Below are 24,250 nucleotides of genomic sequence, written 5' to 3'. Positions count from 1 at the left end.
AAAGCTAGTGGCAGATACTCCTGGATCTCGACGAATTCTTGACACGGTCGAAACGGCGCCATAACTTACTTTTGAGTAATTTCCGCGGTGCGCTCGAAGTTGGCTGTTCAGGGATGGGTTCGCACCGAAACGCACGCGAAGATCGAACCGAGGCCGATGTGATCAGAACGCTGCTCAGCAATATTGCCTTGAGTCCGCCGACGCGTCTGCGCTCTCTTGTTCCGTCACGCGGTGTCACGCTCTCCGACAAGACGATCGTTCTGACAGGAGCTTCCTCGGGGATCGGCGAGGCGACAGCTCATCTCTTGGCTCGTCGGGGAGCCGAGATGATCCTGGTCGCGCGCGGTGAGGAAAACCTCGAACACGTACGGGACGAGATCCACCGCAGGGGAGGGTGGGCGCACATCGTGCCTGCGGACCTCTCCCGCGGTGAAGCCGTCGACGAACTCGCGGAGACGATCGCGGATCGATTCGGGTCGGTCGACATCCTCGTCAACAATGCGGGTCGCTCGATCCGGCGTACCGCGTTGGATTCGGTCGACCGATTCCACGACTACGAGCGCACTATGGCACTCAACTACTTCGGACCTACACGACTGACGTTGCGTCTGCTGCCCGCGATGCTCGAGGCGAAGTCCGGACACATCATCAACGTCGGAACCTGGGGAGTCACTGCCGGCGTGATGCCGAGGTTCAGTGCCTACCACGCGTCGAAGTCTGCTCTCAGTGCCTTCGGCCGAAGCCTCGGCGCGGAATGTCACGGCACCGGTGTCGATGTCACCACAGTGCAATTCCCACTCATACGAACACCGATGATCGCGCCGACGGCGGATTACGTGAGCCAGCCGGCGCTGACGGCCGATCAAGCTGCATCGTGGATCTTGAGGGCGATCAATACGCGTCCCGTCGAGCTGTATCCGCGGTACGCGGGGCTGTTACGAGCGATCGACGTTGTATCCCCTTCTGCCACTGACGCTCTCGTGCGAAGGGCCGGGATCTGAGGGGCTGGGATCTGAGGGGCTGGGATTTGAGGGGTTGGGATCTGAGGGGTTGGGATCTGACCAGAAACGTGCACCAGCACCGGGGCATGGTTCGTCCCCGGTGCTGATGTATTCGATTGTCGCGATTCACGCCGCTGTGGGTGGGCTGTTCCCGCCGATCGGCTGTTGATACGGATCAACCGACATCGGTGGATAGAACACCGTCTTTCGATCCGGACCGATCTCCACCCGCCATTCCGTGTGGTGCATCGTCCGGTGGTGATGACCGCACAACAAGATCAGATTGTCGAGATCTGTTGGGCCACCATCGTTCCAGTGAACGATATGATGGGCATCGCACCACCCCTACGGAGTCCCGCATCCCGGGAACGCACACCCGCCATCACGAACTGCCAACGCCCGCCGCTGCGGCACCGTTGCTGTTCTCGCTTCCTTACCGCAGTCGAGCGGAACACCATTTTCATCCAACAAAATTCGGGTGACGGTGCAGTCGCAGGCGAGCATCCGGGCGGTGTCGATGCTGATCGGGCCCACCCAGTCCGTCCACGCGAATCCCAGCTCCTCGGTGGACGGCAAGAGGTCTTTCAGAACTTTAAGGTCGGTCATGTCTTTCGCGGACGCGGTGACCGTGATGTGTGGTTTCACCCCGCCTTCGATCGGGCCCAACCCCGCCCGCTCGTACCGGCGCAGGAGTTCGCAGAACCCGTCCGCCCGCCGTAGCGCCGGAGTGCGGGTGTCCTTGACACCGTCCTTCTCCGGTGTCGGAGCGGACAGGCTCGACAGCAGCGTGATCAGACGGGCCCCGTTGACCGCATCCAGATCACCCTTCACAGTTACTCTGCCGTACAGGCCTTTCGAGGCGTAGAACTCGTTGCGCTCCGAATCCTCGCCGACCGGAACACCGTCCTCGCGTTTTCCGTACTGCTTCTCGATTCGGCGGATCGCCGCCCGCACCGCATCACAATCGGCAATGTTCTTCGACGCCAACCCGAGCAAGATCCCGCGGGCCTTGTCCACATCCGCCAGGGTCATGTTCTTCGGTGGATGCTGACAAAACGACGCCACCTGCCGCGCCTTCAACGCATCCACGTCACCACGGTGAAACGCATCCGCCACAAAGGGTTCGAGCATCAACAACCGCGCCAACCCGACCAGCAGACTGCACTCGCCGATCTCCAGATTCGTCGAACCGTGCAACCACTGCGCGATCGCCCGAAAACCCTTCCCGCCGAGAACCTCACGGGAAAACATTTCCACGATCAGCAGCACCATCCGCGACTGCAACTCGTGTCGGACACGCACCAGATCCAGAACCTCACGCTTGAGGCCCTCACCATCCAGTTGCCATGCTTCCCGACTGTCCATGCCGAAAGTCTAATCGAACAAAGTTTCGAACACAAGAGATTGTTGATCGAAAATTGCTGCTATCAAATCGATTTCGACAATTCGGACATTCGGTTATAGGCGGGTCGCCGACGTAGTCCACGTGCGCCGACGAGTGCGAGCGCCACCATCAACCCGGAGCGCAACAGGATCACGGCGGTCTCGATGAACTGAAAATGCCAGTACCGGCTCTGCGGGTGATAGACCACGGCATAGTGATCGATTCCCTGTTCTCGAAGGCAGTTGTCTGTCCCCGGCAAGCGTATGGGTCCAGCCGAGCACCAGGCCCAGGAGTGTCATCGCCAGCGTGATGGGAACGAAGACCACCAGGACCGCAAGAAATACCCTCGAACACGGCCGGTGGATTCGCGAAGATCGACGAGTAGTGGAAGCGCCGGATACGACGGACACCGATTTGTTACTCATCGGTCTGGTGTCGAGTGCGCATCTGCAGTCCCGAGCCAGAACCAATCTTCAGCGCTTTCCGGCGGCCGAACAATACGCCGACAGCCGAGATCATGATCAGCGCCACAAGAACGACGACGATGTACGACCTGTCCGCGGCCGGTGCCACCGTTTCGCTTTCTTTGGTCACTGCATCAGTGAATGTACAGCTTATGCCTGGAGGGAACCATCCCCAGAAGTCTGTAATTCCTGCCGCTACCCTCTCCGCCCGGTCGGGAAGGAGATTATTGAATCGTGATGGGATTCCATAGTGATCAATGCACCAGCTGGGCTGATGTTGGAGGCGCAAAGAAAATGCGTCCAACAAATAGACCAAGGTTAGTGCGATCAGCGATATTGCTAAAGACGCTTGGCTTGCTCGTAATAATCGAATCTTCACGACTCGCCCGCAACAGTCACGTCATCATGAGGTGACGATGGTATTGGTTGCTGCGATCCACCGAATCCAGCCGTGCTCAAAATTGACCTGTCGACTTTGGGAGTCGCCGAACTCTCCTGACATCGGTAGTCCAAATCGACCATTCTCGCAGCCCTGCCTCCCATACTCAGCAAAGATAGCACCGTGGACACTTTCTCCGTGCCGAGAAACAATCGATCGTGAGATCGGGGAAGTGGTTACTGCTAGTCCGCGACAAACAGCTCGCTATCCTCATCGAATGGATCAGGCAGTGTCGAACTCGCAGGCAACGAGAAGGTCCGGTGCTCTTCGTTGGGTTGGTTTGGTAAACGCACTTATCGCAGCGTCGGCGTCGGCGATGTATGTCGCAGCGAAATGCCATCTCACCTGGCCCGAGCCTGGGGATAGTGCACTCTCGATCGCCGGTGCGATCGTTCTCTGGGTCCTCACCGCGACTGTTGCAATCGTGCTGCTCGGAGTGTGCTGGTGGCAGCGACGCCGATGGTTGTGGTCCGTTGTCGCTGTTCCGGTTCTCATGGTGATCGCACTCGGGATCGCGGCCGCGGGGCAGCCACATTTCGATCAGTATCGGGCAGACTTCGAAACCGTTGCACAGCAACTACTTCAAGAACCTGACGATCCCTATTCCGATGGGTATCATCGTGATCTACGAATCGGCAGATTCGATATCTCCTATGCCAACGTCAGCAGTGAAGGCCACGTCTATTTCTATGACGCACGAGATGGATTGGACATCTTGGACAATCCCGGCTGGGTGTACGCACCCGATGGTGTGTCCGACAAGACCTTCATTCAGCTCCGGCTGGAAGACATCGGGGGCGGATGGTACCGATTCCCTCATCTCGTCGTTGACACGTATTGATTCTCAAACCACCAGACCAGCATTCCGGAGGCGAAGGGAAGTAGGAGTACGAAAAGCGTCGTGAAGGTCAAGGCGGTGTCGGTGCGGCAACTGCCACCTCCGTCGTACCAGCGTGAGCAGATGTCCCCGAAGTCCCAACTCTCGCCGAACGCTGAACGAACCAACCTGAAAACGCGGCTGTCAGGATCAGGAGGAATATCACCGCCGCTGGCCGCCCGATCTGCCCTCGGCATTGCCGCCAGGTCGCGCACATCATCGGCGAATACAGCTTGGTGAAGTGCGGATGCGTCTCATGATGAAACAATACTGTTCGTCTGGTGATCCGCACGGATTCCGAAAGCCGATACCCCGGACCTGCTCCGAGGTATCGGCCTGAGGTCAGAGGCAGAAGAAACTGAGCGAACTGATTGCCGCGTTCTGCTCGAGCTGGCCTGCGTCTCCGACGTTGCCGGCGGCGACTGACAGATCTTGAAGGGAGAGAATAGCGTCCATTGTCATTTCCTTTGTTGATCGGCGTTCTTGCCGATGGATTTGATCGATCGAGTTTGCTTGCGGTGTTGATTTAATTCCAGGTTTTTCGCCTGGTACTTCTGTGCTCCAATCTGCCGTGGGTGATAACTTCCGAACAATTAGGCGATGTGGCAGTTCGACGCGCACATCAGTGGAAACGACTGTCGGGCAGTTGCCGATCCGGTATGTCGGAGCGACGCCAGTATTCCTGCAGATCCGGTTGCCCAGTCTGTCGAGAGTCTCAGGTTCTGTTCACCTGGAAAGTGCAGTCCTCCTGCGTGATTGAGGCTGTGTAAGCCCAGAAGCTGGAACTGCTGGGCAAGCGTCTGCTCACAATCGGCGCCGGCATATGGACTCTTGGAGAGTTCGCCGAGAAAGAGAATCAGCCCGGCTCGCCCGTTGAGTAGTCCGGCTTGGGCAGTGAATTCGACGGCGGCAGCGCGGGCTATGGCAAGTAGCGCAGACGCGTAGCGCGGCTCGTCGACATGTCGAACAAGTTGAAGAAGTACCAGGCCCACGCCGACGGATCCCGATCCGAGGTACGGCATTGTGCGGCGCTCTTCTGTCAGCTGCATCGAACCGTCAGGGCACATCCGCATCACGGACAGATCGATGTCGACAAGCTGTCGCGCGTGTTCCAGCGATCGAGGATCGCCGGTCCGTTCGTAGTGGCGAGTCCAGAACAGTGCTTGCCCGCTCGGCCCTCTCATCAAGCCGCCGCGACCCGTTGTCGCCCAGGATGTTCCGTCGGTGAAGCGGACGTGTGCGCGAGCAGCCGGAAGGCGATCCCGCAGAGTTTCGGTGACGAGAGCGAGAGTTGACGATGCCGCCGGACATGACTCCGATTCCTCGAGTAGAAGGCACCCGATTCCGGAAAGGCCGCCGAAGAGGCTGGAGTCGAGCGCGTCGAGTGGGACTCCACGCAAAGCCTCGACCCACCTGTCGGCAGTCGAGTGTCGTCCTAGTTGCCGAAAGGTATGCACCGCACCTGCGAGACCGTCGAAGAAACCGAACCGTGGTTGCGTATCCGAATCAACTTGATGTTCAGTCCATTCCAGAACTTTCTCCAAGGTGTCGGTGGGAAGATCATCGGCGAGTAGGTTTCCGCACGAGCCGTGAGCAATGCCGTAACCGTTCACTTCGAACTGGGCGATGTCACCGGGAAAGAGTCGATCAGCGCGGGAGAGATCAAGTGTGGTGAGGATGCCGCAGCGCAATCGAGCGTCCATACGTTGCAAGGTTTCCCTCGACGACGTGTCCCAACGATGCGGGTGATCCTCCGGTTCCGGCGGCTGTGCGTCGAGCATCGAATAGAGCGAGGCACAGAAGGCACGAGGAAGATCGAATCGAGACACCGCGTAGCCGATGAGTTCGGGAATCTTGTTGCGATCGAGGGGGAGCAATGTAGTAAGTGGAACAAAGAGTCCCAGCTCGATGCATCCCAAGGAGTATCGATCTGCCTCGATTCCTGTCAACTGTTGCGGTGCGGTGTACCCGGGAGCCCCGGTGGACCGGGGCGGTTGCTCGTCGATGTTGTGGGCCATCTCGAAATCGATGATCCGAATACCGGACGGTGAGCACATCACGTTGCCGGGGTGAAGATCGGCATGAACGATTCCGGCGTTGTGGAAGCTCTCGACTGCTGTGGTCAACTGTTGTGCGATGTCGAGCGCCCAGGTTCTGTATTCCGTTCGGGAGCTGAGTGTCTGATCCGCGCGTATCAGCGGATAGCGGAGCGCAATCTCCTGATTCAGGGGAGCGCCGGGAGCGCGCTCGGTGACAAGAAAGTGGTGTCCTTCGCGCTCGAACAAGTTGAGCGCGGAAGGTGAGTACGGGTTGTCGGCAAGGTGAGTCAGCGTGTCGTACTCGTTGCGGATGCGGTCGATTGCGTACCGGCCGTTGGCGTCCGGGGCGGTGAAGGGTCGACCCTCTTTGATGACCAGATTGATGCCGGCGTCGTCCAGCGCTGAGTAGATCCCCCCGCTGTTGCTGAAGTGCAGGGCTTCAGTGATCGAATAGGGGAAGGCGTCGCGTGATTTCAGCTTGTCTTGCTGCGCGCGAACGAAGTCCGGGATTTGTACCCAGTCTGGAGTTCTGAAGGAAGTGCCGCGCAGATCGGGTTCGAGCGATCCGTCAGGGCGCCGTATTGCCGGGACGCGATCGCCGAATGAATCGCTGGTGTGCATGGGCAGGTACGCGCCGTACCGTAAGTACAGTGGTCCCCGGTTCCATCGCACATCGCTGAGGATGTATGGCCCGTCGGCAGCCGTGACAAGCTCGTCCAGTTCGGTGATGACACGTTGTGTGGCAACGCTATCCGCCGGATAGATCGTGATGAATTTTCCGCTGGATGTTCGATTGGCCTGCTTGCTGTTGGAGAACATGAGGTCTGCTGCCGTCCGAAGAAATTTGAAAGGCACCAGATTGTGGCCGCAATACGCGGAGACGGTATCGAGCAGCTCCTGCGCGTTGGCTTGGGTAGCGGAGCAGTGAATCTTCCATCCCTGTTCTGGCAGCACGCTGTCAGGCGGTTGGAAGTAGTTCCACGGTCCGCTTTGGGGACCGCGTCGCCAGAGTGACCAGTCCACCGACTTTGCAGGCTTAAAGTGCTGGTCAGTCGGTGCGTCAGGTCGAGTGACCGTTCTGATTCGGTCGTAGAAATGCGAGTCGGCACGTGTGAATGCAACGTATCGCAGGTCCACGCTCTACCTCCGGGTCAGTCCCCCTGCGGTTTGTCATCGATTGGTGCCACGCCCCGAATCCCCTGTGGCTTGGATTGCTTGTGGCGGAAGGTTATCCGATTCCGGACATTTCGGGCGAAGATTGAAAACCTATCATTCGAAAGTACTAATGAAGGGCGTTGGTCAGGGGTTCCTGATCGTCCAGCTTTTTTGTCCGTCCATATTTGCTTCGAGTTCGGTAGCCCTCTCTTGACGGACGATCCGACTCGGTGGTAATTGTTTAGCGAGCGCTAAGTCAGGATGCTCCCACGATCTCGGTCCGGCATCCGGTGCCACGAACTCGGGTGCCGGACCGCCCCAGCAATGCACGTCCTCGAAGGGAACGAAGATGACCAAGGCAGTGATCGTCGATGTAGTCCGGATCGCGTCCGGCAAGGGAAAGCCGGGTGGAGCACTGTCCGGGACGCACCCTGTCGAACTGATGGCCCACGTTCTGCGTTCCATCACCTCGCGAAACGGCCTCGACCCCGCCCTGGTGGACGACGTGATCGGCGGTTGCGTCGGCCAGGCCGGTGAGCAGGCGCTCAACATCACCCGCAGCGCGGTCCTGTCGGCAGGGTTCCCCGAGTCGGTACCCGCCACCACGATCGATCGCCAGTGCGGATCAAGTCAGCAAGCTGCGCACTTTGCGGCGCAGGGCGTGATCGCCGGGGCCTACGACATCGTGATCGCGGCAGGCGTCGAATCCATGAGTCGTGTCCCGATGGGTACCACGACGATGGGGAAGGATGCTTCCGGTCCGGGCATCGCGGCTCGCTACCCCGAAGGCCTGGTCAACCAGGGAATCTCTGCAGAATTGATCGCCGCCAAGTGGAAGCTTGACCGCGACGCTCTCGACGCATTCTCCGCGCAGTCCCACCAGCGGGCAGCAGAGGCAGCGGCGAAGGGGCTCTTCGACAAGGAGATTCTGCCGATCTCGGTGACCAACGCCGCCGGTGAGACCGTCTCGCATATCTTCGACGAGACGGTTCGCGCGTCTACTACCGCCGAGGGACTCGCCGGCTTGAAGCCGTCGTTCTACTCGGAGAAGTACGCGCAGCGCTTCCCCGAAGCGCAGTGGTCGATCACTCCCGGTAACTCGTCGCCGCTCACCGATGGCGCGTCCGCAGCACTGATCATGAGCGAAGAAATGGCGTCGAAGCTGGGGCTGACCCCGCGAGCTCGTTTCCATTCCTTCTCCGTTGCGGGCGACGACCCGATCTTTATGCTCACCGCACCCATCCCAGCCACCCACAAGGTGCTCGCTCGCGCGGGTTTGAGCATCGACGACATCGACACCTACGAGGTCAACGAGGCCTTCGCTCCCGTCCCGCTCGCCTGGGCTCACGAGTTCGGCGCCGATCCGGCAAAGCTCAACCCGTGGGGCGGCGCGATTGCACTCGGCCATGCCCTGGGGTCCTCGGGTACTCGACTGTTGACCACGATGGTCAACCACCTCGAGGCCACCGGCGGACGCTACGGTTTGCAGACCATGTGCGAGGGCGCCGGCATGGCCAACGCCACCATCATCGAACGCATCTGAAACACATAACCTTTCGAAAGGAACTCTCATGATCGTCAACGACAGCGTCGCCGTCGTCACCGGTGGAGCATCCGGCCTCGGCCTGGCTACGACCAAAGCCCTTCTTGCCGACGGTGCCAGCGTCGTCATCATCGACCTTCCGTCGTCCAACGGTGAAGCCATCGCCAAGGAACTTGGCGACCGGGTCCGCTTCGCGGCTGCAGACGTCACCGACGAGGCTGCGGTCACCGCTGCACTCGACGTGGCCGAGTCCCTCGGACCCCTGCGCGTGGCAGTCAACTGCGCCGGAATCGGCAACGCAGTCAAGACGGTCAGCAAGAAGGGTGCTTTCCCGCTCGACGCATTCAAGAAGGTCATCGACGTCAACCTGATCGGCACCTTCAACGTTCTTCGTCTTGCTGCGGAACGTATTTCGAAGACCGAACCCATCGACGGTGAACGCGGCGTCATCATCAACACCGCCTCCGTCGCAGCCTATGACGGTCAGATCGGGCAGGCTGCGTACTCCGCGTCGAAGGGTGGCGTCGTCGGTATGACGCTCCCCATCGCCCGTGACCTCGCGTCGCTGCTGATCCGCGTCAACACCATCGCTCCCGGCCTGTTCAAGACCCCGTTGCTGGCCGGACTGCCTGAAGCAGCTCAGGCGTCGCTGGGTCAGCAGGTGCCTCACCCCTCTCGCCTGGGCGATCCCAGCGAGTACGGCGCGCTTGCTGCGCATATCGTCTCCAACCCTATGCTCAACGGTGAGACGATCCGCCTCGACGGTGCAATCCGTATGGCACCGCGGTAATTTCGGCTATTCATGACTGGCGAGGTGGAGCCCGTGAATTCGGTGGCAGTGGACTGGAGGACTTTCCCGCCGCTGGTGATGACCGACATCCTGATGGCTTCGCTCGAGCTGTTCGACGAGAACGGTTACCACGGCACGACGGTGCGGCAGATTGCCAACCGTGTCGGGGTAACCGTTCCCGCGCTCTACTATCACCACGCGAACAAAGAGGCAGTCCTCGTCGCTCTGTTCGAGATCTCGATGAGTGAGCTGAATACCAGAACCGAAGCGGCAGAGGTGGAAGCCGGCGAAAATCCGGTACGACGCTTCGCCTTGGTTGTGGAGGCAATTGTTCTCTACATGACCCACCGGTCGCGGCATGCTGCGTTGGACACCGAGATTCGGCATGTCTCACCGGAAAGCCGAAGTCGATACGCCGCGAGTCGTAAGCGGCTCGAGTTGCTCATGCGCAGGATCGTCGACGACGGTGTGGCATCGGGAGATTTCGCGGTCACCGACACCGAAGAGACCGTCCGGGCCATACTCGGTATGGCGCAGTCACTGCCGCGTTGGTTCCAGACCGGCGGGCCGATGTCGCCGACGCAATTGGCGCAGAAGTACGTCGACATCGCTTTTCACACGGTCGGTTATCGTCCGTAAAGCGCATTGCTCGTTAAACGAAGGTGGGCAACAGAGTGAAAACCTGTTGCCCACCTTCAGTATTCATACTTCAGCATTCACTCCGTGTCAGAGGCGAGTGACTTCGAGTCCGCCTTCGTGGTAGTCGGCCCTCAGGCGCTTCTTGTCGAACTTGCCGACGCTCGTCTTCGGAACTTCCTGAACCACAGCCCAGTTCTCGGGGAGCTGCCACTTGGCGACCTTGTCCGAAAGATATTGCTGGAGTTCGGACATCGTGGTCTCGGATCCGGCGCGCAGAACAACCGCGACCAACGGGCGCTCGTCCCACTTCTCGTCCGGCACGCCGATGACGGCAGCTTCGGTGACGTCAGGGTGACCCATGACGGCATTCTCGAGGTCGACCGATGAGATCCATTCGCCGCCGGACTTGATGATGTCCTTGGAGCGGTCTGACAGGCTCAGGAAGCCGTCGGCCGTGATGGATCCGACGTCACCGGTCTTGAGCCAGCCGTCGTTGAACTTGTCTTCCGCATCGACGCCGTAGTACGACCCGGTGATCCAGGGGCCGCGCACTTCGAGCTCGCCGACGGAAACGCCGTCGTGTGCAACAACTTTGCCGTCATCGTCGATGAGACGTGCCTCGACGGATGCCGGGAAGCGGCCCTGAGAGTAGCGGTACTTCCACATCGCGTCGCCGGTGACACCGGCCGGCGGGCGGGCAACGGATCCGAGTGGGGAGGTTTCGGTCATGCCCCAGGCGTGCAGGACGGAGACGTTGTGGTCGGCTTCGAATGCGTGCATGAGGGCAGGCGGTACAGCGGAGCCGCCGATCAGAACCTCACGCATCGAGGAGATGTCCTGTGGGTTCTGCTCGAGGTAGAGGTGCAGGCCCTGCCAGATGGTGGGTACGGCCGCGGCGAACGTCGGCTTCTCGCTGGCGATGATCGCAGCCAACGGAGCAGGCTGGAGGAAGCGATCGGGCATGATCAGCGAGGCGCCGATCATGAACGCAGCGTAGGGAAGTCCCCACGACATGGCGTGGAACTGAGGCACTACGGCGAGTGCACGATCGCCCTGCGCGAGGTTGGGGCCGTCGCTCATGCAGACCTGCATGGAGTGCAGGTAGATCGAACGGTGGGAGTAGACGACGCCCTTGGGGTCGCCCGTGGTGCCGGACGTGTAACACATTGCGGCAGCACTGAGTTCGTCGACCTCGGGCCAGTCGAACTCGGTTGGCTGATCGGCGATCAAGCCCTCGTATGTGTGAACCTGCACGCCCTCGGGAGCTTCGAGTCCCGCAGTGGAGGAACCGGTGACGATGATGTGCTTGACGGTTGTCAGCGACGGAAGCTGCGGAGAGAGAAGCGGAATCAGGGACGGATCGACGATGATCACGCGGTCCTCGGCGTGATTGGCGACGTGGATCAACTGCTCGGGGAACAGGCGAATGTTCAGCGTGTGGAGCACAGCACCCATCGAGGGGATCGTCAGGTACGCCTCGAGGTGCTCGGAGTTGTTCCACATGAACGTGGCGACTCGCTCGTCACCCTCGACACCGAGTCCGCGCAGGGCGTGCGCAAGCTGTGCGCAGCGCTTGCCGACGTCTGCGTATGACACACGGCGCGGGCCGGACTCGGTCCACGTGACAACCTCGGAAGCGCCGTGAACGGAGGCACCGTGGCGGAGAAGTTGAGCAATGGAGAGGGGGGCGTCTTGCATGGTGCTCAGCATGGGCTGCTCCTGTGTGGTGTGTGAGACCGGTGCTTTTGCCCACGGGCCCTCACAAACGATGTGCTGTGGCTGCCAGATTAGTCACAGCTCCGAAGTGCTCGCTAGTGACCCACTGCACTAGCGAAGAACCACGCTATGAGTAGCGCTCCCGGATCGACCACTCCGCGAGCGGCTTCGCCCACATAACTTGCACGTCCGCGGTTCGCGAGCATGGTTTCGGTCGACTCCGAGCCGGCCGCCGCCGCTGCCGCTGCGCTGGCCAGAGCAGCGTCCCGATCGGCTCCCGAGTTCACGGATTGCTCCAACGACTCGACCGCCGGAACTATCGCGTCGACCATCGTCTTGTCGCCGACGCGTACGCCGCCGAGCGAGGTGATGTTGTCGAGCCCCGCCCGTGCTGCAGTCGCGATCGCACCGAGGTCGAGTTCGGAGTCCGCTGATTCTGCGGCGACGCGGAAGAAATGCCGGAACCAGATGCCGAACAACGCGCCGGACGTACCGCCGGCGTGACCGAGGTACGCCTGGGAGACTGCATCGAATATCGTTGCAGTGGAATAGGTGTCACGGATCGCCGAGATGTCGAGCTGATCCAGTGCGGCCACCATGTTGGTCCCGAAGTCGCCGTCTCCTGCTCGTCGGTCGAGATCGGTCAGGGCAGGTTCCTGCTCCAGTACCTTCGCGGCCCAGTCCGCAATCCAGCCGCCGACGAAGCTGCCTTCGGCAGTGCGTGAGGTGTCGGGTGTGAATGTGGGACCGAATGATTCACGCTTGCCCATGCCGCTGTACTCACGTGCCATAGCATTCGGCCAGGCGGGCGCTTTTGTTGGCGCGTCCCATAATTCGAGGATTTCTTTGTTTGTGCGAACAAGGGTGATGGATGCTCCGGCCATGTTCAATGCAGTGACGAACGTTCCGATCAGCGTCCGCTCGATGTGAATTCCCTGGTCGGCCAGATAGTCTCCGAGTTCGGCGAACAGCAGTTGCAGCTCCATTGGGTGGGTGGCGCCGAGGCCGTTGACGACGGCGATGACGCGATCACCTTCGGCGAGACTCAGGGACTCGATGATCGGATCCGTCAGCCGTCGCACCAATTCCGGTGCGGGCAGGGCGTCCACGCGTTCTGTGCCGCGTTCGCCGTGGATTCCGATACCGAGTTCTATCTGCCCGTCCGGTAGGTCGAACGACGGCTCGTCAGCCCCCGGCAAGGTGCATGGGCGAAGAGCGACGGCCATGCTGCGAGCCGAGTGCGCGACGTGTTGTCCGATCCGGGTCACCTCGGCCAGGTCGTCACCGCGGGCGGCCGACGCGCCGCAGACCTTCTCCACCACGATCGTTGCCGCAGTGCCGCGTCGCCCCGGGCCGCTACCGTCTGCGCGTTCGGTCGCGACGTCGTCGTCGACCAAGACGACGTCCGTGTCGATCTTGTCCTCGCGGAGTAGTTCCCGTGCGATACCGAAATTCATCACGTCGCCGGTGTAGTTCTTCACGATGTGCAGGACGCCGCCACCGGCGTCGGCAGCTTTGGATCCTTCATGGATCTGCAGTGCGTTGGGTGAGCTGAAGATCAACCCGGGACAGACGGCCGTGAGCATTCCTTCGCCGATGAATCCGGCGTGCATGGGTTCGTGACCCGAGCCGCCGCCGGAGACGAGCGCGACTCGCCCGCGCGGAAGGGGCTGTGCACGAGTGAGGTATCCGGGATCGGGGTTCCACGCGATGTCGTCGGTGGATGCGATCAACCCGCGGAGTGCGTCGGGAACAAATGTCTTTGCGCTGCGCATGAACATCACTTCAGAGTAGGTCTAACGTCGACTTCGGGCACGGATCGTGATCGACGAGAGGTGGACGGCGTGAAATTGGGGTTGGTACTTGCCGGTGGCGGCGTTGCGGGAATCGCCTGGGAAACCGGTTTTCTGTTGGGCGTTCAGGACAAATCGCCGGACGCTGCCGCAGCGCTGCTGGCAGCGGACGTATTGATCGGCACTTCTGCAGGTTCCACCGTGACTGCTCAGATTGCGGGCGGCGCGACACTTCAGGAGCTTTTCGACGCACAAACGGCCGCTGCGACCGGTGAGATCGATCCGGAGGTAGATGTCGAGGTCCTCGGTCAGATGTTCGTCGACGCGATCGCGGGCTCCGCGGATCGGTCCGAACAACTTCGTGCGCTCGGCGAGGCAGCGATGGCCGCCGACACCGTCGAACCCGCCGTGCGTCGTGCGGTCATCGAGGCAAGGCTGCCCAATCGGTTGTGGCCCGAGCGGGAGTTGCGCATCCCGGCGATCAACGCACAAACCGGTGAGTTGAGGGTGTTCGGCAGTGCTGACGGCGTAGAACTGATCGACGCAGTCGGAGCAAGTTGCGCCGTACCAGGGGTGTGGCCGGTAGTCATGATCGAGGGCGACCGGTACATGGACGGCGGAATGGCAAGTGGCTCGAATGTTCATTTGGCTGCCGACTGCGATGTGGTCGTGGTTCTTTCACCTGCTGCCGATCCCGCCCCGAATCTGCTGGGCGGCAGCCTACGAGAGGAAATCGACGCGATGACGCAGTCACGGGTACTGGCGATCTTCGCCGACGACGCCGTCGTGGAAGCGATCGGAACCAACTCTCTCTCGCCGGCGACAAGGCGCCCGGCAGCCGAACTGGGACGCGAACAGGGTCGCCGAACAGCTGACGAGATCGCTGCGTTTCTGGTGACGGCATGAGCGCCGCACGGATTGCCGTGGTCCTGCGCCCGGAGCAATCCCCGGAAGATCTGGTTCGGCATGCGGGGTATGCCGACGAAGTCGGTATCGACGAGGTCTGGCTGTGGGAGGACTGCTTCTTCGGCGGAGGAATAGCCACTGCTGCAACTGTATTGGCCGAAACCACGCGCCTGGGAGTAGCGATCGGTGTGCTGCCGACTCCGATGCGCAACACCGCGATCACGGCGATGGAGATTTCGGCGCTGGCCAGAGTTCATCCGGATCGACTGCGGGTTGGCTTCGGTCACGGCGTTCAGAGTTGGATGCGGCAGATCGGCGCCAAGGTCGAATCGCCGTTGACCCTCCTCCGGGAGCAGTTCGGAGCACTCGAGCGATTACTGCGCGGTGAGTCGGTGACGGTATCCGGTCGATACGTGAATCTCACGGACGTCAAGCTGGCGTGGCCGCCCGAGAAGGTGCCGCAGTTGCTCGTCGGTGCCACGGGGCCAAAGACTTTGGCGCTCAGTGGTGAGTTGGCGCAGGGCACCGTGCTCTCGGGTGGGACGACCCCGGAAGGCGTTCGCCGGGCGATCGCTCATATCGGAGCGCAGGATCTCGAGGTGGTCGTTTACGTCATCTGTGCATTTGGTTCCAGCGGTCGTGAGCGCGCCCTTGCCGAGGCCGCAGCGTCAGGGTGCGAGTCGCCGGAGGAAGCGATTGCCGTGGGGACCGCGGCCGACGTTGCGGCCGCAGCAGTGCGATGGGTGGACGCGGGTGCAACCACCGTGGTACTCCAACCGACCGTTGACGAGCCGGACGTTCGCGAGTTCATTCGCCTTGTCGCGCAGGAGGTTCAACCGCTGATGGTGTAGCTCAGGCGGCTAGTCGGGACAGAACTTCGTCGATGTCGGCAGTGCTCACGTCTCGATGTGTCACGAACCGAACCTTCCCGGCGACGGTGACTGCACCGACGTCGACAGCGGCGAGCTGAGCAACGGTGGCCGACGGATCGGCTGTGGCGGCGAGAACGATGTTGGTTGCGGGTTCGTCGACAGCCCAACCGCGTTCACGAAGGCCCGACGCCAGGCGTTGCGCATTGTCGTGATCGTCGGACAGGCGAGCTTGTGAGCGAAGCGCGACGATGCCGGCTGCGGCAAGCACCCCGCCCTGACGAACGCCGCCGCCGAGCATCTTGCGGATCCTTCGGGCTTCGGTGATCAATTCAGGTGATGCGGCCAGAATCGAGCCGACCGGCGCACCGAGTCCCTTGCTCAGGCACACCTGGACGGTATCGGCGCCGGAAGTCAATTCGGTGGGCGAAACATCGAGTGCAGCAGCGGCATTCCAGAGGCGGGCGCCGTCGAGATGAATCTTCAAGCCGCGTGATCTCGCCGCGTCGACCAGTTTCGTCCACTCCGTCGGATTCATGACGGCGCCGCCGGCGAAATTGTGGGTGTTCTCGAGACAGAGCAGCGTGGTGTTCAACGTGAAGTACGGGCCGGGGGAGCCCGCCGCCTTCACGACGGTCTCGGGACTGGGACGTCCGGGTCCGCCGTCGTGCGGCAGCGCCATCGGCATTCCCTGTGCGAGCCAAGCAGCGGTGCCCAACTCTGACCCCAAGACGTGAGAGTGTTCCGGTGCGAGGAACTGATCGCCGCGGCGAAGGTGCAGCATCAGCGCAATCAGGTTGCCCATCGATCCGCTCGGTACCCACAAGGCCGCCGGAAAGCCCAGAGTATGTGCGACCTCTTCCTCGAGCGCCGCCATGGTCGGGTCGTGATCGAGGACGTCGTCACCGACCTCGGCGTCAGCCATCGCCTTCCGCATCTCCGCATCAGGCTTGGTGACGGTGTCCGAGCGTAGGTCGATGTACGACGAAGTCATGGCTCATTCGATCAAGCCGCGTGTTCCGGCGTCAAACCGCGGCCTTTGCTGGACGGCTATTCCGGCCTGATAAATCAATATCGCTGAGGATGCCTTCCGTGTGATGATGGGCGCCGGCAATCGTCGGTGAAGAGAACAAGAAGTGGAAGGGACAGGCATGCGCGACTCGAAGCAAGCGTTGCACCTGCGCGGGCACTCACCCCGCGGCATTTCCCTTCCTGCATTCGGGGAACAGAGTGGCGCTGGATATATGCCGTTCCCCGTTTCTTGTATTTGCTCCTGACCCGTCCTCGTGTCCAGGAGTTCCACTCCTCGACATGAACTGAGACGTCTCATGCGGAACCCGAACCGCGCATCTACCGCCGCTTCTCACAGTTGGATGAACCGGTCCGTCCGGGTACTCAACGCAACGTATGAGTACCTCGGTGAAGTGAGCGCCGATCGTGCGGTCGTCCTGATCGCCACCGGTTCCGCGCAGTCCACCGAAGACGTGATCCCGATATTTCCGGTGCGCTCCAAGCACGTCGAGATCCCACTGCCTCGGACGATCCTGCTTGCCGAGTACGTGTATGTCGCCCACCGGGTTACGGTCACCGATTCCAGCCGAGCGACCTTCGCCGGCATCTTCGACCGGGACGGTCGTCAATGTGCGTACTGCGCCGCCAGAGCAACGACCATCGACCACGTCCAGCCGCGAAGCCGCAACGGGCCCAACACGTGGGGGAATCTGGTGGCGTGCTGCAGTTCCTGCAATCAGCGCAAAGCGGATCGCACACCGGCTGAGGCCGGCATGCGGCTGCTGTGGGAACCGAAGGCACCTCGACGCATCGAGAAAGTGCAGCAGAAGATCTGGCGTGAATTGAGTCGGACGTGACGGTCGAAAGGAGTAAGTGATGTGCGCTGACGAAATCTCGAATCTGGCTGAGCTTCTGCCGATCTCGGACGACCGAACCTGGTGGCAGGCGGAATGTCGAGGAGACCCCGAGCCGGACCGCTGGTTTCCCTTTCCGTCCGAAGGATACGACTACGCGACCGACGTGTGCAACAGGTGCCCGATTGCGGAATCGTGTCGCGAATTCGCCTCTGCCACTGGCCAGACCGGAATCTGGGGAGGAGTGAAGTTCGAGCAGGGCAGGATCGTCGCGGCGTGAGGGATCAGATTCCCGGCTCCGCGGCGATCGTACCGGCCGATACCGCCCGGCACAGAGCGTCGTGGTCACGTTCGGTTTGATCGGCGTAGAGCCGAGCAAACCGGGTGAGGGCGGTGTCGACCGTGTCCGAGGTTCCCAGGTAACCGGAAATCAGTGACGCGCCACTGGTTCGTGCGTGTCCTTTGGCCAGTAGGCGACCGCAGATCGCGACATAGTCGGTCAAGGCTGCTGCATCGATATTGTTCAGGTCCACAGAACCTTTCATGTTCCGGAACTGACGGACGTAGTACTGGCGGTCGTCCACGGTGCACCACCCGAGCAGTGGATCGCTGACTGTCTGGAGAGCCTGCTGGTATTCCGCGACGCGTCGTCCTTGATGGTCGTGCCAGGCCGAGTCGCCGTGCACGAAGGGGGCGACGACGGATCGGCGAGCCTGCTTGAGCTGCAAGAAGATGACGTCGTCCGGGATGCTCCCTTCGCACAAGGCGACGTATGCACGCAGAGCGACGCTTCCGACTCCGACAACCCGGTGCGCAACGTCGATGACGTTGTATCCCGAGACGACTCGGCGCCAGTGTGGTGCAAGGGTTTCGAGATACTCGTCCAGACCCTCCAGGAGGAAGTCGGTGTCCTGCGGCGTGAGTCGTGTTGTGAGCGGCGGGTTTTCGACCAACTGGCGCCGTCCGTGATCCTCGACAGTGAACCGAGGAACCGCGTGATCGCTCGTACGCCGTCGTGCCCGCTCCGCGGCGCGGCGGATCTCGGCCAGCAACCCGGGATCAGTGACGTGGTCGGTCAGTCCGTCGAGATCGACCCGGTCGAAGGAGCGATCGAACAGTGGACGCTCGGAAAGCTTTGCCAAGTGGAGGCGATATGCGGACACACACGAGGTTGTCGCTGTTTCGCATTGAGCTTCGGTGAGACCGTTCTGCCGCCCGGCCACCCAGATGCTCGCAGCCAACCTTCTCAGGTCCCATTCCCAGGGGCCCGGATGTGCTTCGTCGAAATCGTTGAGGTCTATGACAAGTTCACGTTCCGGGGACCCGTAGAACCCGAAGTTTCCGACGTGCGCATCCCCGCAGATGACGGGAGTGATGCCGGTGGACGGGAGCTGCGCCATGTCCTCTGCCATCAAGCCGGCGGTACCGCGCAGGAAACCGTACGGTGAAGCGACCATGCGTCCTACACGAATCGGAACCAACCAGTCGAGTCTTCCCTCGTGTGCCGTGTTGACCTGATCGACCGGATCGCGTCGGTTGGGCGGGGGCGTCCAATCACCAAGCGACGATCGTGCTACTCGCTTGCGCAGGCCCTTCCCGATTTTGCGACGCTCACTGCGGGGCGTCTGACGCGCCCGCAAAGTCGCCCTGCCGTCCGGTTCGTTCTCGAGAGCCAGCTGACCGGCAGGCCTGTTCACCGGGTCCATGTCGGGCTCTCTTTCGTCGGGCGTGCGAAACTCGCGCTCGATCCTATGCCCGCTGGATTGCGCGCCGCGCGACGAGTTCCTTAACTACCCGCCTGGGCAATCAACTCGACAGCGCGGTCGGCGCACAGTTCCGGGTCCGGCATTCTCCCGATACCGAGGCATTCGACAACGGCGAACGACGTATCCGGTGTCGTTTCCACGCCGAGCGCCCACCCGAAGTAGTGATTCCAGGCGAGTACGGCTCGGTGGCCACTGTGCTGCGGAATCTCGCTGCCCAGAACGAGTACTGCGTCGAACGCGGGGCCGTCGCACCAGATGACCGATTCGGCGAAGGTGGAGCTGGCGACGGCGACTACGTACCTGTGACAAGTCGATTCACTCGGAATGGCGATGTGTGCACGCATGGTCGCTCCTCCGGCTCGGTTGCGATCGGAGGGTTCCCCGTTGCCGGCGCCGAAAAAACGCTTGGCAGATTACGTCCCGGCCACAGATCTACGACGCAGACGGTGTCTGAGATGTTTTTGTGCTGCCCGCGCGACCGAGCGAGTCGAGAGATACTGCTCGGCGGGTATCAACCGGGAACCGAACAAGTAGAACCTTTGGGCTTCGTCGTGGTCATGTGTGGCCGCGGAGATGAGCAGACGTTCGATCGCGGTGAACTTTCGCCCACCGGCGTAACCGCTCATGTAATCGATGTGTTTCGTCATACTCGCTCTGGCACTGCGGTATTCGGCCAAGGCAGCGTTCACGTTCCGATGCGAGTCGAGTGTGTGTGACGTCGTCTCCGTCAGCATTTGGGCGGTCGCGTCGACCAGCATCTGAGCGGTCTCCAGTGCCCACGAGCATCCGATGCCCCATAACGGGTCGTTGGTTGCCGCGGCGTCGCCGATGAGTGCGAACCCGTTACCTACCGGGTCGGTGAGGATTGTGGAGAAGTGTTTGGTACCAACGATCTTCCCGACGATGTGCTCTCGGCGAACGGGCGGAGCGCCGGGTAATGCGTTGGCGTACGCGAGGAAAGCAGTAGACAGGTCGTCAGTGAACGGGCCGAGCTTGTCGAGGGCAGGGAAGACGACCAGCACGCTGATTCCGCCGTCGTTGGGGAGCAGATAGGCGACGTCGGGATCCATGAACCACGACAATGAAGATTCTCCGTCGGGTCGTTCGAGTCCGGAGAGTTGAGCGAAGTAGCTGAAGCGCCCGTTGGACGCACTCACCGAGTCGCAACGCGCGGATCGTGCGACGGTCGAATCCTTGCCGTCTGCTCCGACGGTCAATCGTGCTTCGACAGTGAAGGCCGAACCCTGTTCGGTGCCGTAGACGCCTGCAGTAGTGCCGTTCGTGGTCAGTAGTCCGGAAACACGATGTCCGAGAAGAAGGTCGACGTTCTGGTAGTCGTTCGCGAGTCGGCGCAGGAGGGGGTCGAGAGTTTCCCTTCGGACGTTGAATCCAGGCGGCGGTGAGTTCTCTGCAGCATCAGGGGTGATCATTCCCCACGGGGTCCAGAATTTCGGAACGGTTTCCACCATTCCCAGGGCGAGCAGTTTTTCCGTGGCGCCGAGTCGTTGCAAGATCGGGGCACCGCAGGGTTGTAGGTGGTGAGTGCACAGGACTTTGTGCGCCCGGATGTCGGAGCGAGCGTCGAGAAGCGCTATCCGCAGACCTTGCTGGGCGTACATGATTGCGGCCGCGCATCCTGCGATGCTCGCGCCGACAATCACAACGTCATAGTTTTCCCGTGCCTTCGAAGTCACTCGATCAGTTTAATGCATAAGGTTATAACTTAAATTTGACTGGATTTAGTCATCGTGTTCGGGCGTTAAGTCCCGAACCGCGGCCCGGATGGACTGTTCACGAAGCTCGTTCTCTCTGCGCAGTTCACGACGCCGACGACCGGCCTCGAATCGCTGCCTCGCGATTGTTCCGGTCGGCCGGAGTTGGGGTACCTCGGCCGGTTTTCCGTCGCTGCCCATTGCGACCATCGTGAAGTAGCAACTATTGGTGTGTCGAGATTTTCCGAGAAGAATGTCTTCGGTTTCGACGCGTATTCCGATTTCCATCGAGGTGCGCCCGGTGTAATTGACCGAAGCGCTGAACGTGACGAGTTCTCCGACATGCACCGGTTCGCGGAACACCACACGATCCACCGACAGGGTCACGACGTACGTCTGGGCGTATCGACTCGCGCACGCATAGGCGACCTGGTCGAGAAACTTCAGAATCGTTCCGCCGTGAACGTTGCCCGAGAAATTGGACATGTCCGGCGTCATGAGGACGGTCATGGACAAGGTTTGTTTCGATGCTTGCTGCGATGCTTGCTTCAATTCGGGCAGGGAGTTCGATTCGGACATCGAGCGGGCCTCTTCGGGTCGGTGGACGGTGAAGAGACCGTATCCGGCCAAAAGGGTTACCCGCGCGTTCGGAAGAGCGCGGTGTCAGAGTTCGGGACAGTGCCAACGTGGAGGATGTATTCGCTGGTGGCGACGGGGCCGGCCGCGCTCGACCTGAGATAGGGCTCGAGCGTCGAGCGGAGGTGCGCTGACATCGAAGCCCAATTCCCTGTGCTTCGAACGGCCTCGCGAAAGTTCTTCAACGCCGGTGCCTGGTCGCACAGTTCCTCGACGGGATCCGATCCGGCTGGTAGTTGCCACTCGATCAGGTGGGAGGCCGAGCTCACCGACTCCAATCCAGCTGCTGCCTTCTCGAATTCGCTCGAGCTCGACCATGTCGTCGGTAGTGGTGTGATGCCATTCCACGCCGAGGCGGCCTCTCTGCGGAGTGCTGCTGCCCACCCGTTCTCCGACCACGTCGCGACGCAGATCTTTCCGCCTGGCCGGGTCACCCGCATCATCTCTGCGAGGGCAATCGAGGGGTCGGGGCAGAAGATGATCCCGAAGATGCTGACGCAGGCGTCGGCACTCGAATTCGGCCAGGGTAAAGACTGCGCATCGCCGATCGTGAAGGTGGGTTGGGTAGTGTCGGGGTGGGGAATCCAGCGTTCGCGTGCGACCTCGAGCTGGCTGGCGGAGAGGTCGAGTGCGTGGACCGTCATGCCTGACTGAGCCGCCGGGAGCGCAAAGTTCCCGGTTCCGGCGCAGACGTCGTACACCGTGCTCACATGCCCGATCGAGCGAAGTGCCTCCGTCGATGCCGGTGAGAGTTGCTCGGCAAGAGGCGAATAGGTCGTACCGTTCCAGTTTCCCTGATTCACGCCAAGCTCCTTTCGACTGCGTCGATGACCGTATCGAGCGCTGCGCCCGCCGCGCGCGCTGCTTCGTCGGGGTTGCGTTCCTCGATGGCAGCGATCAAGGGTCGGTGCTCGTCGACGTGGAAACCTGGACCGACACTGACGGCGGACAGCGAATCCGTCACGGCGGCAAGGACTCCCCGGTAGACGTCGATCAGTGCGGAATTGTGGGACGCCTCGACGATCGAAAGGTGCAGGGCCATGCCGGCTTCGACAGTGAAGCCGCCGACGTGACCGGGGTGGGCATTCCAGGCTGCATGTATCCGCGCGAGATCTTCGGGGGTGTGGCGCTGCGCTGCAAGTCGCGCGGCTTCGACTTCGAGTCCGCGTCGCAGGCTCAGTACGTCGAGAACGTCACCTCTGGCGAGCCTGCGCCCGAGTAGTCCTTCGACCGGCGACGCCGCCATGACGTACACGCCGCCACCGTGACGAACGGACAGAACTCCGGCGTGTGCAAGCGCCCGTACCGCTTCGCGCATGGTGTTTCGGGCGACTCCCAATTCCTCCACCAGTGCGGTCTCCGGCGGGAGTTTCGATCCGACGGGCCATCGGCCGGTCGATATCGCCTCCTCGATCGCCGCAGCGACGATGTCTACCTTGCGTCCGGAGTCGGACATGTGTGCCACCTCGGGTAAGTGAGTCAATGACTTTGTCCGAGGTTAGCGTGCTCTCACGAGTGGGTCAATGACTTGGGAATTATCCGCGTACGTCCAGGCTGCGGGCGTAGTGCTCCTTGAAGACCTCGAGATGCGCCCACGATTCCAAGCCGCTGACACCGTCGATGCCCCGGATTCGCTCGGACAGGGCATGGAGGTCGTTGGACGAGTTGGCGGCGACCGTCGCGATCACGTCGTACCGTCCCAGGGTCCGCGCGAGGAATTCGATTCCGGGCAGGGACTCGATCTCCGATACCGCGTTGTCGTCCCGTGAGCCCAGATTGACGCCGATGCCCATCGCCAGCGTCCGGCCACCACCTCGCCGCTTGACGACAGCGCCGACGCGCAGTGCCGTGCTCGCGATCAGGTGATTGACGCGATTGCGCACAGCGCTCGGCGACAGGCCGGTGTGTTCGGCCAGCTCGAGAAATGGCATGCGCCCGTTGCGTTCGAGCAGTTCGATCAAGGTGACGTCCGTCGAATCGAGTCGGATGTCGGCTTGTAAAGCGGTTTCGGGCATGAAGATTCCCTTGATGACGTCGACGTAGACCAGCGTGCTCACGGATCTGACGCCACGCTGTGAGCGGAGTTCGGCGATGGCGCGGTACAGATCGTCGTGGCTGGGCACCCGAAGTTCTGCGATCACGTTGTACTGCCCGCTGACTGCCGAGATGTAGACCGCAGCCTCGGATCCGATCAACGCGTCCAGTACCGGGGTCATCGGTCCGGACACGGCGATCGACACGTGTGCGAGTGCCTTCAGGCCGAGAAGTTCGGGGTGTGCGACGGCAACCACGGACACCGTTCCCGAGTCGAGTAGTGCCTGCACCCTGGTGGACACTGCCGCGCGTGGGGCATCGACCGCCACGGACAGTTCGCGGTACGTCGCTCGCCCATTGCGTTGAAGAGCAGCTATGAGCTTGGAATCGAGATCGACCGTCATGGATGCCCCAACTTTTCCAGAGATTTTTCTGTATGAGCTTCCTATTAGAACAGTCGCATGTGGGCATAGATGATGTGGATAAGTGCAGAAATGCTCGAAAACTTGTACAAAAAAGTTGTGTACCACCTGGTCTGAAACTTTGATGCATTGCATAGCTCCAGGTCAGGGCGTAGTTTTCGCTCAACACGCAGTGACCTGCACCACCATCTCGACGAAGG

22 protein-coding genes and 1 pseudogene are annotated in these 24,250 nt (G+C 61.3%); 9 read left to right on the top strand and 14 right to left on the bottom strand.

Going from position 1 to position 24,250, the window contains the following annotated elements; genetic code table 11:
* The first annotated feature begins 113 nt into the window (after positions 1 to 113).
* Entirely contained in the window at positions 114 to 1,001 is an 888-nt protein-coding gene (locus GJB56_RS20460) for an SDR family oxidoreductase (RefSeq protein WP_019745837.1), read from the top strand.
* A gap of 126 nt (positions 1,002 to 1,127) precedes the next feature.
* Here the strand turns inward: GJB56_RS20460 and GJB56_RS20455 are convergent.
* The 3 genes and pseudogenes from GJB56_RS20455 to GJB56_RS20445 all read right to left on the bottom strand — a co-directional run bounded on the left by GJB56_RS20455 (position 1,128) and on the right by GJB56_RS20445 (position 2,979).
* A pseudogene (locus tag GJB56_RS20455) lies at positions 1,128 to 2,366 on the bottom strand (DUF222 domain-containing protein).
* A 62-nt stretch (positions 2,367 to 2,428) separates the two neighbouring features.
* Complete coding sequence (locus GJB56_RS20450; RefSeq protein ID WP_154606695.1) at positions 2,429 to 2,644, bottom strand: hypothetical protein; 216 nt, start codon at positions 2,642 to 2,644, stop codon at positions 2,429 to 2,431.
* Positions 2,645 to 2,802: 158 nt separating this feature from the next.
* Positions 2,803 to 2,979 carry a hypothetical protein gene (locus tag GJB56_RS20445; RefSeq protein WP_154606694.1) on the bottom strand — a complete coding sequence of 59 codons (177 nt, stop codon included), beginning with the start codon at positions 2,977 to 2,979 and terminating at the stop codon, positions 2,803 to 2,805.
* Positions 2,980 to 3,505: 526 nt separating this feature from the next.
* Between GJB56_RS20445 and GJB56_RS20440 the strand changes: the two genes are divergently transcribed.
* Complete coding sequence (locus GJB56_RS20440) at positions 3,506 to 4,129, top strand: hypothetical protein (RefSeq protein WP_113682744.1); 624 nt, start codon at positions 3,506 to 3,508, stop codon at positions 4,127 to 4,129.
* A gap of 629 nt (positions 4,130 to 4,758) precedes the next feature.
* On the opposite strand, the gene lanKC is transcribed toward GJB56_RS20440, so the two are convergent.
* Positions 4,759 to 7,341, bottom strand: coding sequence for a class III lanthionine synthetase LanKC (gene lanKC, locus GJB56_RS20435; protein WP_113682743.1), 2,583 nt, complete (start codon positions 7,339 to 7,341; stop codon positions 4,759 to 4,761).
* A gap of 367 nt (positions 7,342 to 7,708) precedes the next feature.
* On the opposite strand from lanKC, the gene GJB56_RS20430 reads away from it, so the two are divergent.
* The 3 genes from GJB56_RS20430 to GJB56_RS20420 are packed head-to-tail and all read left to right on the top strand — an operon-like array spanning position 7,709 to position 10,331.
* Positions 7,709 to 8,902: a thiolase family protein gene (locus GJB56_RS20430; protein WP_020971181.1), complete on the top strand. Its 1,194-nt coding sequence runs from the start codon at positions 7,709 to 7,711 to the stop codon at positions 8,900 to 8,902.
* A gap of 28 nt (positions 8,903 to 8,930) precedes the next feature.
* A complete protein-coding gene (locus GJB56_RS20425) occupies positions 8,931 to 9,692 on the top strand; it encodes a 3-hydroxyacyl-CoA dehydrogenase (RefSeq protein WP_003942978.1) in 762 nt (253 codons plus the stop codon).
* A gap of 12 nt (positions 9,693 to 9,704) precedes the next feature.
* A complete protein-coding gene (locus tag GJB56_RS20420; RefSeq protein WP_020909537.1) occupies positions 9,705 to 10,331 on the top strand; it encodes a TetR/AcrR family transcriptional regulator in 627 nt (208 codons plus the stop codon).
* Between the two features lie 87 nt (positions 10,332 to 10,418).
* Here the strand turns inward: GJB56_RS20420 and GJB56_RS20415 are convergent, their stop codons facing one another.
* Entirely contained in the window at positions 10,419 to 12,041 is a 1,623-nt protein-coding gene (locus GJB56_RS20415) for a long-chain fatty acid--CoA ligase (protein WP_019745828.1), read from the bottom strand.
* Between the two features lie 101 nt (positions 12,042 to 12,142).
* Positions 12,143 to 13,828 (bottom strand): dihydroxyacetone kinase family protein, encoded by a 1,686-nt coding sequence (locus GJB56_RS20410; protein ID WP_195849552.1) that lies wholly within the window; start codon positions 13,826 to 13,828, stop codon positions 12,143 to 12,145.
* 54 nt (positions 13,829 to 13,882) lie between these two features.
* Here GJB56_RS20410 and GJB56_RS20405 point away from each other — a divergent pair, with 54 nt between their 5' ends.
* On the top strand, positions 13,883 to 14,746 hold the full coding sequence (locus GJB56_RS20405) for a patatin-like phospholipase family protein (RefSeq protein WP_042953212.1): 864 nt from the start codon (positions 13,883 to 13,885) through the stop codon (positions 14,744 to 14,746).
* On the top strand, positions 14,743 to 15,597 hold the full coding sequence (locus tag GJB56_RS20400; RefSeq protein ID WP_020971177.1) for an LLM class flavin-dependent oxidoreductase: 855 nt from the start codon (positions 14,743 to 14,745) through the stop codon (positions 15,595 to 15,597). Before GJB56_RS20405 ends, GJB56_RS20400 begins: the two co-directional genes overlap by 4 nt.
* Position 15,598: 1 nt before the next feature.
* Here the strand turns inward: GJB56_RS20400 and GJB56_RS20395 are convergent, their stop codons facing one another.
* Positions 15,599 to 16,609: a threonine aldolase family protein gene (locus GJB56_RS20395; protein ID WP_019745824.1), complete on the bottom strand. Its 1,011-nt coding sequence runs from the start codon at positions 16,607 to 16,609 to the stop codon at positions 15,599 to 15,601.
* A 334-nt stretch (positions 16,610 to 16,943) separates the two neighbouring features.
* Between GJB56_RS20395 and GJB56_RS20390 the strand changes: the two genes are divergently transcribed.
* Both GJB56_RS20390 and GJB56_RS20385 read left to right on the top strand, forming a co-directional pair.
* Positions 16,944 to 17,483: an HNH endonuclease gene (locus tag GJB56_RS20390; RefSeq protein ID WP_031333862.1), complete on the top strand. Its 540-nt coding sequence runs from the start codon at positions 16,944 to 16,946 to the stop codon at positions 17,481 to 17,483.
* Between the two features lie 19 nt (positions 17,484 to 17,502).
* Positions 17,503 to 17,760 carry a WhiB family transcriptional regulator gene (locus GJB56_RS20385; protein WP_003943196.1) on the top strand — a complete coding sequence of 86 codons (258 nt, stop codon included), beginning with the start codon at positions 17,503 to 17,505 and terminating at the stop codon, positions 17,758 to 17,760.
* Positions 17,761 to 17,764: 4 nt separating this feature from the next.
* Here the strand turns inward: GJB56_RS20385 and GJB56_RS20380 are convergent, their stop codons facing one another.
* The 7 genes from GJB56_RS20380 to GJB56_RS20350 all read right to left on the bottom strand — a co-directional run bounded on the left by GJB56_RS20380 (position 17,765) and on the right by GJB56_RS20350 (position 24,032).
* Positions 17,765 to 19,186, bottom strand: coding sequence for a DUF2252 domain-containing protein (locus GJB56_RS20380; protein ID WP_019745821.1), 1,422 nt, complete (start codon positions 19,184 to 19,186; stop codon positions 17,765 to 17,767).
* A gap of 80 nt (positions 19,187 to 19,266) precedes the next feature.
* A complete protein-coding gene (locus tag GJB56_RS20375) occupies positions 19,267 to 19,590 on the bottom strand; it encodes a DUF6292 family protein (protein WP_019745820.1) in 324 nt (107 codons plus the stop codon).
* Between the two features lie 69 nt (positions 19,591 to 19,659).
* Positions 19,660 to 20,940, bottom strand: a complete 1,281-nt coding sequence (locus GJB56_RS20370; protein ID WP_230091027.1) for an NAD(P)/FAD-dependent oxidoreductase — start codon at positions 20,938 to 20,940, stop codon at positions 19,660 to 19,662.
* Between the two features lie 45 nt (positions 20,941 to 20,985).
* The gene (locus GJB56_RS20365; RefSeq protein WP_020909529.1) at positions 20,986 to 21,537 is read right to left on the bottom strand and encodes an acyl-CoA thioesterase; all 552 of its coding nucleotides are present in this window, start codon (positions 21,535 to 21,537) and stop codon (positions 20,986 to 20,988) included.
* Between the two features lie 56 nt (positions 21,538 to 21,593).
* Entirely contained in the window at positions 21,594 to 22,397 is an 804-nt protein-coding gene (locus GJB56_RS20360; RefSeq protein ID WP_113682740.1) for a class I SAM-dependent methyltransferase, read from the bottom strand.
* A complete protein-coding gene (locus tag GJB56_RS20355; protein ID WP_020909527.1) occupies positions 22,394 to 23,050 on the bottom strand; it encodes a FadR/GntR family transcriptional regulator in 657 nt (218 codons plus the stop codon). The genes GJB56_RS20360 and GJB56_RS20355 overlap by 4 nt, the downstream gene beginning before the upstream one ends.
* A gap of 79 nt (positions 23,051 to 23,129) precedes the next feature.
* A complete protein-coding gene (locus GJB56_RS20350) occupies positions 23,130 to 24,032 on the bottom strand; it encodes an Lrp/AsnC family transcriptional regulator (RefSeq protein WP_046379499.1) in 903 nt (300 codons plus the stop codon).
* Positions 24,033 to 24,250: the final 218 nt, after the last annotated feature.

The organism is Rhodococcus sp. AQ5-07 (assembly GCF_009707305.1).
Classification (GTDB): Bacteria; Actinomycetota; Actinomycetes; order Mycobacteriales; family Mycobacteriaceae; genus Rhodococcus_F; species Rhodococcus_F erythropolis.
The sequence above is the reverse complement of the archived record's forward strand: the minus strand, read 5'-3'. Positions and strand labels throughout refer to the sequence as shown.

Coding starts and splice junctions, on each gene's coding strand:
- GJB56_RS20460 (WP_019745837.1), top strand. CDS start 114: ATGGGTTCGCACCGAAACGCACGCGAAGATCGAACCGAGGCCGATGTG.
- GJB56_RS20440 (WP_113682744.1), top strand. CDS start 3,506: ATGGATCAGGCAGTGTCGAACTCGCAGGCAACGAGAAGGTCCGGTGCT.
- GJB56_RS20430 (WP_020971181.1), top strand. CDS start 7,709: ATGACCAAGGCAGTGATCGTCGATGTAGTCCGGATCGCGTCCGGCAAG.
- GJB56_RS20425 (WP_003942978.1), top strand. CDS start 8,931: ATGATCGTCAACGACAGCGTCGCCGTCGTCACCGGTGGAGCATCCGGC.
- GJB56_RS20420 (WP_020909537.1), top strand. CDS start 9,705: ATGACTGGCGAGGTGGAGCCCGTGAATTCGGTGGCAGTGGACTGGAGG.
- GJB56_RS20415 (WP_019745828.1), bottom strand. CDS start 12,041: ATGCTGAGCACCATGCAAGACGCCCCCCTCTCCATTGCTCAACTTCTC.
- GJB56_RS20410 (WP_195849552.1), bottom strand. CDS start 13,828: ATGTTCATGCGCAGCGCAAAGACATTTGTTCCCGACGCACTCCGCGGG.
- GJB56_RS20400 (WP_020971177.1), top strand. CDS start 14,743: ATGAGCGCCGCACGGATTGCCGTGGTCCTGCGCCCGGAGCAATCCCCG.
- GJB56_RS20395 (WP_019745824.1), bottom strand. CDS start 16,609: ATGACTTCGTCGTACATCGACCTACGCTCGGACACCGTCACCAAGCCT.
- GJB56_RS20390 (WP_031333862.1), top strand. CDS start 16,944: ATGCGGAACCCGAACCGCGCATCTACCGCCGCTTCTCACAGTTGGATG.
- GJB56_RS20385 (WP_003943196.1), top strand. CDS start 17,503: ATGTGCGCTGACGAAATCTCGAATCTGGCTGAGCTTCTGCCGATCTCG.
- GJB56_RS20380 (WP_019745821.1), bottom strand. CDS start 19,186: ATGGACCCGGTGAACAGGCCTGCCGGTCAGCTGGCTCTCGAGAACGAA.
- GJB56_RS20375 (WP_019745820.1), bottom strand. CDS start 19,590: ATGCGTGCACACATCGCCATTCCGAGTGAATCGACTTGTCACAGGTAC.
- GJB56_RS20365 (WP_020909529.1), bottom strand. CDS start 21,537: ATGTCCGAATCGAACTCCCTGCCCGAATTGAAGCAAGCATCGCAGCAA.
- GJB56_RS20355 (WP_020909527.1), bottom strand. CDS start 23,050: ATGTCCGACTCCGGACGCAAGGTAGACATCGTCGCTGCGGCGATCGAG.
- GJB56_RS20350 (WP_046379499.1), bottom strand. CDS start 24,032: ATGACGGTCGATCTCGATTCCAAGCTCATAGCTGCTCTTCAACGCAAT.